Genomic DNA, 1,632 nt, shown 5'->3' with positions numbered 1-1,632 from the left:
TACAAAATAGGACACGATGAATAAGGAAAAATCTCGATATGGGTATAATTGTCCATATTTTGAGTAGCAGAAAAGAGACTTGAGAGTAGACGATTACAATACAAAAACAGTTTTCAAAATGTCTATGCCTATATTTATAGAAATGTTTTTACAATTACTTGTTGGTAATATTGATCAAGTTATGGTAAGTCAATATTCACAAGGATCAGTGGCAGCAATAGGTAATGCCAATCAAATAATGAATATTGTAATTATATTTTTAAATGTAATGTGTATAGCAACAACAATTTTAGTTTCTCAATATATTGGTTCAGGAAAGAGAGAACAGATATCAGAAGTATGTACAGTATCTCTTTCTTTTATTGTGTTTATAAGCTTTAGTATAAGTGCAGTGTTACTACTTTTTTCAAGAAATATATTTCAAGCACTTAATGTACCAATAGATATATTAGATGAAACTTGTACATACATGAGAATAATAGGTGGTTTTATAGTGATTCAAGGGCTTTATTTAACTATTGCAGCAGCTCTTAGAAGCTATAAACTTATGAATGATGTTATGATAGCATCTGTTATTATGAATATTCTAAATATTATAGGAAATGCAATATTAATTAATGGCCTTTTTGGGATGCCAATGCTTGGAATTAAGGGTGCAGCTATTTCAACTAACATTAGTAAAACAGTAGGCCTTATTATTGTAATAGGTATAATGCTTAAAAAGACAGAAGCTAGAGTAAAACTTAAGTATTTAAGACCTTTTCCAAAGAATACTTTAAAACAAATGCTACGTATAGGACTTCCTACAGCAGGAGAAGAACTTTCATATAGTTTTTCTCAAATGGTTATTTTAATGTTTATAAACCTATTTGGAACTGCTGTTATTGCAACTAAGGTTTATGCAAGTATGCTAGCTAATGTTGCTTATGTGTATACAATTTCACTTTCAGCAGCTACACAGATAGTTATAGGATACTTCATAGGAGCTGATAGAATAGATAAAATTGAGGAAAGAGTATGGAGCACTATGAGAATATCCATATTGGTATCTTTATCTATTACGGCAATTATTTATTTAAATAGTAATTTCATATTTGGAATATTTACTGATAACATGGAAGTAATAACTTTAGGTAAGAAGATAATGTTTATTGAGCTTATCTTAGAAGTTGGACGTGCAGTTAATATTGTTATGACAAGATGTCTTCTTGCAATTGGAGATGTATATGTGCCACCAGCTACTACCTTTGTATTTGCATGGGTAATTGCAGTAGGTTTCTCTTATATTTTAGGAGTAAGAATGGACATGGGCCTTGTTGGAATATGGATAGCTATGTGTATGGATGAATGTATAAGGGCTGTAGTATTTGCTATAAGATTTAAAACTGGCGGATGGAAAAAGCGAATTAATAGAGTTGTTGAAAGTAGTGATATTCAACTAGAAAATTAAATGTTAAGATTGTGTGATTTTAAAATTAAGGAGATGTATCTAATGATTGAACAGACCCCTGTCAAGTAGACAGGCAAAATAAATAAAATTTTCTATTCGATTTTTCTCTTTTTTCTAATAGCATAGCCTTGTATGCTAAAATACGTTTATTTTCAGGTATAGGATATTGCGCAGGGGGTATT

At 30.3% G+C, this 1,632-nt stretch carries 1 protein-coding gene; it reads left to right on the top strand.

The window, feature by feature from the left end; translation table 11 throughout:
* Nucleotides 1-79: 79 nt before the first annotated feature.
* Nucleotides 80-1,450, top strand: a complete 1,371-nt coding sequence (locus BM384_RS16995) for an MATE family efflux transporter (protein ID WP_242946112.1) — start codon at nucleotides 80-82, stop codon at nucleotides 1,448-1,450.
* The last annotated feature ends 182 nt before the right edge of the window (nucleotides 1,451-1,632 follow it).

Origin of the sequence: Clostridium sp. DSM 8431 (assembly GCF_900116755.1) — a bacterium.
In the GTDB taxonomy this organism is placed as follows: Bacteria; Bacillota; Clostridia; order Clostridiales; family Clostridiaceae; genus Clostridium.
Note: the sequence above shows the minus strand (reverse complement) of the source record. Positions and strands in the feature narration are given on the sequence as shown.